Annotated in this window: 4 protein-coding genes and 1 pseudogene; 2 read left to right on the forward strand and 3 right to left on the reverse strand. The window is 69.7% G+C overall.

What is annotated here, in order from left to right; translation table 11 throughout:
• Positions 1-568 precede the first annotated feature (568 nt).
• The gene (locus tag ON38_RS15890) at positions 569-1,735 is read right to left on the reverse strand and encodes a phosphotransferase family protein (protein WP_039825585.1); all 1,167 of its coding nucleotides are present in this window, start codon (positions 1,733-1,735) and stop codon (positions 569-571) included.
• 191 nt (positions 1,736-1,926) lie between these two features.
• On the opposite strand from ON38_RS15890, the gene ON38_RS15895 reads away from it, so the two are divergent.
• A complete protein-coding gene (locus ON38_RS15895; RefSeq protein ID WP_083872717.1) occupies positions 1,927-2,922 on the forward strand; it encodes a hypothetical protein in 996 nt (331 codons plus the stop codon).
• A 5-nt stretch (positions 2,923-2,927) separates the two neighbouring features.
• Here ON38_RS15895 and aspS read toward each other — a convergent pair whose 3' ends face one another.
• Positions 2,928-4,754, reverse strand: a complete 1,827-nt coding sequence (gene aspS, locus ON38_RS15900; RefSeq protein WP_039825586.1) for an aspartate--tRNA ligase — start codon at positions 4,752-4,754, stop codon at positions 2,928-2,930.
• A 145-nt stretch (positions 4,755-4,899) separates the two neighbouring features.
• On the opposite strand from aspS, the gene ypfJ reads away from it, so the two are divergent.
• Entirely contained in the window at positions 4,900-5,826 is a 927-nt protein-coding gene (gene ypfJ / locus ON38_RS15905; protein ID WP_039825587.1) for a KPN_02809 family neutral zinc metallopeptidase, read from the forward strand.
• Between the two features lie 16 nt (positions 5,827-5,842).
• On the opposite strand, the pseudogene ON38_RS15910 reads toward ypfJ, so the two are convergent.
• Positions 5,843-6,877: pseudogene (locus tag ON38_RS15910) on the reverse strand (hypothetical protein); the annotation flags it as partial.

Raw genomic sequence — 6,877 nt, forward strand, 5'->3', positions numbered from 1 at the left:
TCGCGAAGGCGAGAGGCCGGCTTGCTCGCGAAGGCGAGAGGCCGGCTTGCTCGCGAAGGCGAGAGGCCGGCTTGCTCGCGAAGGCGAGAGGCCGGCTTGCTCGCGAAGGCGAGAGGCCGGCTTGCTCGCGAAGGCGAGAGGCCGGCTTGCTCGCGAAGGCGCTGTGTTTTTGGCGCGCTGGCGCGCGCGGGGTCGAGGCCCCCTTGTGTCTCGCCGTTTCGGCCTCGAGACTCGCGCCTGCGGCGCATGCGCTTCGAGGCCGAAACGGCGAGACGGGCCTCAACCCTTTGAGGTGTCTCGCAACACTCGACACATGCGGGTTGCGTCCGCATTCGAGGTCCGGGTCGGATGCCGACTCGAGCGCACTGCCGCCGGGTGTCTGATCGCCTCCACGAGCAGGAGCGCCCGCTCGGCGCCGAGTTCAGCGAGGCCCACAAAGGGTCGAGGCCCGTCCCGCCGTTCAGGCCTCGAAAGCGCCCGCGCCGAAGGCGCAAGTCTCGAGGCCTGAACGGCGGGACCGGGGGGGCCTCGACCCCGCGCCGCCGAAGGCGGCGCAAATAAACACAGCTCAGCTGAAGTGTTCGTCGAGGACGGCGCAGACGGCTTCGGCGAAATCACCGACGGCGTCGTTGCCGAGGCACCGCGCGTCCTCGGCCAGGCCCGCCCACCGGTTGAGCAGCGCGTCCGAGCGCGGCACCGACAGGCCGTGTTCGCGGGCGGCGGCGATACGGGCGTGGTCGGCCGGAAGGAACCAGTAGGTGCTCAGCCATACCCAGATCAGCCGGGCTTCGAGGATCTTGTCCGCGAGTAGCGCGTCGTCGGCCAGGGCCGGCCAGACGCCGACCACTTCGGCACGCCACGCCTCCACCATCTGCAGGGCTCGTTCGCGGGAGAGTTCGATATCGCACAGGCATCCGGGGAAGGAGACCAGTGCGTAGGCGATATCGAGGGTGGCGTCCCGGAATCCGCCCCATTCGTAGTCGAGGATGCGGGCGCCTTCCTCGTTGAGGATCACATTGTCGGGGCACAGGTCCGACGGGCTGAAGGCCCGGAAACGGCCACCGGTGAACAGCCGCGCTCCGTGCGCGACCTGTTCGCTCACCTCGTCGGGGACTTCCATACCGAGTTCGCGGCGCAGCAGCGCGGGCATTTCCGCGACGGCCGATTCGGCCTGCTGGGCGATCCCGTCCACCCGGTGCACGACGTCGACACGGCGCAACAGGGCCACGAAATCGGGTTCGCGGCCGACGGTGGCGGCGTGCATCCGGCCGAGCGCCTGCGCGAACGCCATCATGGCGTTGCGGGTGGCCGGTTCGGCCCCGGAACTCAGCACATCGGTGAGTTTGGTGTTCTCCCCGAGGTCGCTCAGGACGAGCAGGCGGTCCGGCAGGCTGTGCGCGATCAGGTAGGCGCCGGGGCGCTCCCCGCGGCTCAGCGCGGTGGTGAACTGATAGGACACCGCCTCCCGGAGGAAGGCCGAGTCGATGCTCGCGACCCCCGGGGTGATGGTCACGTTTTTCGGGTCGGATACCGACCCGCGCACCTGCTTGATGATCAGGGTGCGGGGTAGCGAGAAAGCGTTTTCGGCGACCCGGACGCGTAGGACGGTCGTCCGTCCGCTGCCACTGAGCTCGGTGGGGTCGCTCAGCTTCACCGGAGCACCCATTCGCTTTGTGAGCAACTGCTGTGCTGCGGATACGACTTCGGTGGCTCGTTCGGCCAGTAGTGCAGTCATCGCATCTCAAGTTACTCGCACTCGGTCACTTCTAGCGAGCGGTTGAACAACCTTTCCGTGTCGTTCGGCGTGTCCGCGGCGCTCCCCGCCGCGTGACCGGCCTGCTTGACACCGCAGTGCGGGTCGGGTTTTCTCGATCTGAACTGCCGTGCGCCACACCGGAAACCAGCTGCGTCGAAAGGTATGCCAGCGTGACCGACACACCGCGTTCCGCCCCGGCCTCTCCCGGCGATCCGGCAGGTGAACAGCCCCCGGGCCCCGGCGCCTCGCGGCCGGCTCCCGCACCCCAGGGCGGCAGCGCCGTGGTGAGCAGCGACACGCCGCTGCCCGGGGCCCCGCCGCCGACGGGCAAACCACCCGCGAACCCACAGCCCACCGTGGACGAAACGCCCGGCGCGCCACAGTACACCCCGCCGCCCGATACCGCCGGGGCCGGCGCTCCGGCGCCGGGCGGCGGCACCGGGGCCGACGGTATGCCCGGGCAGCCGGTGTACGGTCCGCCCGGGACCGGCCCGGACCCGGACACCCGGGGCTATGGCTACCAGGCCTACGGCACGGGCATCGCGGGCCGGCTCGACATCGGCCACGCGCTGAGCTACGGCTTGGAGAAGTTCAAGCTCAACCCGGGCCCGTGGGTCGCGGTCACCTCGCTCGGCCTGATCATCTACCTGCTGGTCTTTCTGGTCGTCCGGGTGGTGGAGCCGCGCTCGGCGCTCGGGCTGTTCGTGATCTTCGCCGGTGTCATGGCCGGGCTGTGGCTGCTCCAGGCCGCCATGGTGCGCGGGGCGCTGTACGAAACCGACGGTTACCGGCCGGGTTTCGGTTCCTACTTCTACCTGGGCAGTACGGCGAACGCGTTCCTGACCGCGCTGCTCGCCTTCCTCGCGACCACCCTGGCCTCCGCGCTGTGCCTGCTCCCGGGGATCGCGGTGGGGATCGGCTGTATGTTCTCGCTGCACTTCGCGATCGAACAGGGGCAGAGCCCGGTGGAGGCCATCAAGTCCAGCTTCCTGCTGGTCCTGCGGGACCCGGTGCGGATACTGCTCCTGGTGCTCACGGTGGTGGTCGTGACGGCGCTGGGTCTGCTGGCCTGTGGGTTCGGCCTGCTCGCCGCGGGCCCGGTGGCGACGGCCGCGGTCACCTACGCGTATCGCACGCTCACCGGAGGCCCGGTTTCGCCCGTCTAGCGGGCTCAGGCGCCGCCGGCCGGAGCCGCGGCCTGCACCGCGGCGCCATTGCTCTCCGACCCCTTCCCCTTGGACTGGGGTGCGGCGTCCAGACCGGCTTCCTTGCGCTGCAGGGCCGTGATCGGCGCCGGCGCGTCGGTGAGCGGGTCGACCCCGCCACCCGTCTTCGGGAAGGCGATGACCTCACGGATGGAGTCGAGACCGGCCAGCAGCGCGACGATCCGGTCCCAGCCGAAGGCGATCCCGCCGTGCGGTGGGGCGCCGAAGGCGAATGCGTCCAGCAGGAAGCCGAACTTCTCCTGCGCTTCGGCTTCGCTGATCCCCATCACCTTGAATACGCGCTCCTGCACGTCCTTGCGATGGATACGGATACTGCCGCCGCCGATCTCGTTGCCGTTGCAGACGATGTCGTAGGCGTAGGCGAGCGCGGCGCCGGGATCGGTGTCGAAGGTATCCAGCGATTCCGGTTTCGGCGAGGTGAACGCGTGGTGCACCGCCGTCCACGCCGAATGTCCGAGCGCTACATCGCCGCTGGCGGTGGCGTCGGCGGCCGGTTCGAACAGCGGGGCGTCCACGATCCAGACGAACGACCAGGCGTTCTCGTCGATCAGGCCCACCCGGTGCGCGATCTCGGAGCGGGCCGCACCCAGCAGCGCCCGCTGCGCCTTGGCCGGACCCGCGGCGAAGAACACACAGTCACCCGGTTCCGCGCCGACGTGCGCGGCCAGGCCGGCGCGTTCCTCCTCGGTGAGGTTCTTGGCCACCGGCCCGGTGAGGGTTCCGTCCGCACCGACCAGTACGTAGGCCAGGCCCTTGGCACCGCGCTGTTTGGCCCAGTCCTGCCAGGCGTCGAGCTGCCGCCGCGGCTGGCTCGCCCCGCCGGGCATGACGACCGCACCGACATAGGGCGCCTGGAACACCCGGAACGGGGTGTTCGCGAAGTACTCGGTGCACTCGGTGATCTCGACCCCGAAGCGCAGGTCGGGTTTGTCGCTGCCGAACCGCCGCATCGCCTCGGCATAGGTCATATGCGGAATCGGCGTGGGGATCCGGTAGCCGACGAGGTCCCACAGTGCCACCAGGATGTCCTCGGCCAGCAGGATGACGTCTTCCTGCCGGACGAAGCTCATCTCCAGGTCGAGCTGGGTGAACTCGGGCTGGCGGTCGGCGCGGAAGTCCTCGTCGCGGTAGCAGCGCGCGATCTGGAAGTACCGTTCGATACCACCCACCATGAGCAACTGCTTGAACAGCTGCGGGCTCTGCGGCAGGGCGTAGAAGTTACCGGGCTGCAGCCGGGCGGGGACCAGGAAGTCGCGGGCGCCCTCGGGGGTCGAGCGGGTGAGCGTCGGGGTTTCGACCTCGACGAATTCATGCCGTGCGAGCACCGCGCGAGCGGCGGCGTTGACCTTGGATCGCAGCCGGATGGCATGCGCGGGACCCTCGCGGCGCAGGTCCAGGTAGCGGTACCGGAGCCGGGCCTCCTCACCGGGCTGCTCGTCGAGCTGGAACGGAAGCGGCGCGCTCTCGTTGAGCACTTCGAGTTCCTTGACGTCGACCTCCACCGCGCCGGTGGGCAGTTCCGGGTTCTCGTTGCCCGCGGGCCGCTGCTCCACCACGCCGACGATCCGCACACAGTATTCCGCCCGCAACCGGTGCGCCTGCTCCGCCGCCGGACCTTCGCGGAACACGGCCTGCGCCACCCCGGACGCATCGCGCAGATCGATGAAGATCACGCCACCGTGGTCACGCCGCCGGGCCACCCAACCGGAGAGGGTAACGGTCTGACCGGCCTGTTCACTTCGCAATGAACCGGCCAAGTGGGTGCGCAGCACGGTATTCCTTTCGACGGTCGGAGCACACCGGGACGGCCTCCGGATGCGGTTGCCATCGTAGTGGGCCCCGCCGAGCGGACGTAAACGGATATATTGCGAGCACCCGAGCACGCTGCGGTGAACACGTTCACAGACGGGATCAGCCATGACCTTCAACGAGGGATCACAGATCGACCCCGGTCGCGCCTCGTCGGGCCCGGGCCCGGGCCGCGGCGGGAAAATCGCCCTCGGCGGTGGTGCCGGCGGCCTGATCATCCTGGTACTGGCCCTGCTGATGGGCGGTGACCCGGGCTCGATGCTGGGTCAGCTCACCGGCACCGAGGATGTGCAGCAGGGCACCGGTGCGACCGCCGGTACTCCCGAGCACTGCCGGACCGGCGCCGATGCCAACAAGTACGTGGACTGCCGGGTGGTGCTCACCGCGCAGAGCCTGGACTCGGTCTGGTCGGACGAGTTGCCGGCGCAGACCGGTGTCGCCTACACCGAACCCGGCATCCGCCTGTTCACCGGTGGCATCTCCACCGGGTGCGGATACGCGAGCAGCGAAGTGGGCCCGTTCTACTGCCCCGGCGACCGGACCGCCTATTTCGATGTCGGTTTCTTCCAGGAACTGGTGGACCGGTTCGGCGCCTCCGGCGGACCGCTCGCACAGGAATACGTGGTGGCGCACGAGGTGGGCCATCATATCCAGAATCTGCTCGGCGATATCGGCCGTGCGCAGCAGGACCCGCGGGGTCCGGAGTCCGGCGCGGTACGCACCGAACTGCAGGCCGACTGTTACGGGGGCATCTGGGCCCACTACGCGGACAAGACGCCCGCGCCGGGATCGGATACGCCGCTGCTGATGCCGCTGACCGATACCGATATCAACGATGCCCTGTCGGCGGCGTCCGCGGTCGGTGACGACCGGATCCAGGAGGCCGCGACCGGCCGGGTGAACCCGGAGGCATGGACGCACGGCGCCTCCGATCAGCGCCAGAAGTGGTTCCTGGCCGGATACCGGACCGGCCAGGTGGCGGCCTGCGACACCTATTCGGCCGGTGATCTGAGCAACCCGGCGGGCCTGCGCTGACCCGCCGGGCGACGGCTCAGAACTGGTTGTCGTAGCCCGCGTCCTCATCGGCGTCCACCGCGCCGATGACCTCGGGCGTGGATTCCCCGAGCGGCCCGGTGAGGTCGTCGTTACCGGTGGGACTCCGATAGGGATCGACCGTGCGGGAGTGTTCGTCGTCGTTGTTGCGCTGCCCGGCGGCCCCGCCCGGCGAGCCCATGAACGAGCTCGACGCGGGCGTGGTGGCCGCGGAGGGCATACCCGTCACCGGCAACCCCGGGCGGACGACACCCGTCAGCGGCGTCTGGCTCGCCCCGGGCACTCCGGGCAGCGACGGCGTACCGGGCATACCCGGTGTCCCGCCCGGTGATCCGGTGGACAGGCCCGGGCTGCCCGTGCCGAGTGCGGGGCTGCCGAGCGTGGTGCCGGGGCTCCCGGAGTTCAGGCCGGCGAGAGTGGTGGCGGCCGGGTCGTCGCCGGAGCCCAGCGCCGATTCGAGTGCCGAGGTATCCGAGGCCATACTCTGCGCCTGCTGCATGATCGGCTCGCCGACACTCTGGGCCACGCTCTGCGCTGCCTCGGCGGCTTTCTGCCCGTCCACCCCGAGCAGGTTCTGCACCATTCCACCCAGTTCCGCGGTCTTACCGGCGAGATCTCCGCGGGTGGCGTTGGCCACGATCACGGCCTGACCCAGATGCTCGGTGGCCGAGGCGATGAGGGCGGTCTGGGCGGGCGGCGTCATGACCACCGGGGCGAGGGCGACCGCCTGCCCCAGGAACGAGGTCGCGATGGTGCTGAGCTGGGCATTGCCCTGCTGTACGACCGCTGCGGCGGCCTGGGTGAGGGCGGCGATATCGATACCGCGCTGACTCGTCTGCAGCCCGGAGTTGTTCGCCTCCTGCCCGGCGGTCTGCGCGGTCTGCGCGGCGTCGCTCTCCCATACCTGCCCCATGGCGGTCAGGCTGCTCTTGCCCACACCCATGGCGACCTCGATGATCTGGGAGGACCGACTCAGAATCGCGGTCGGGTCCAGGGCTCCGATGACCCCGGTGCCGAAACTGCTCAGCAGATC

It is taken from the genome of Nocardia testacea NBRC 100365 (assembly GCF_000308775.1).
GTDB classification, from domain to species: Bacteria; Actinomycetota; Actinomycetes; order Mycobacteriales; family Mycobacteriaceae; genus Nocardia; species Nocardia testacea.

What these genes read in the sequence shown, in the direction of transcription:
- ypfJ (WP_039825587.1), top strand. Translation starts at nt 4,900, where the DNA reads ATGACCTTCAACGAGGGATCACAGATCGACCCCGGTCGCGCCTCGTCG.
- ON38_RS15890 (WP_039825585.1), bottom strand. Translation starts at nt 1,735, where the DNA reads ATGACTGCACTACTGGCCGAACGAGCCACCGAAGTCGTATCCGCAGCA.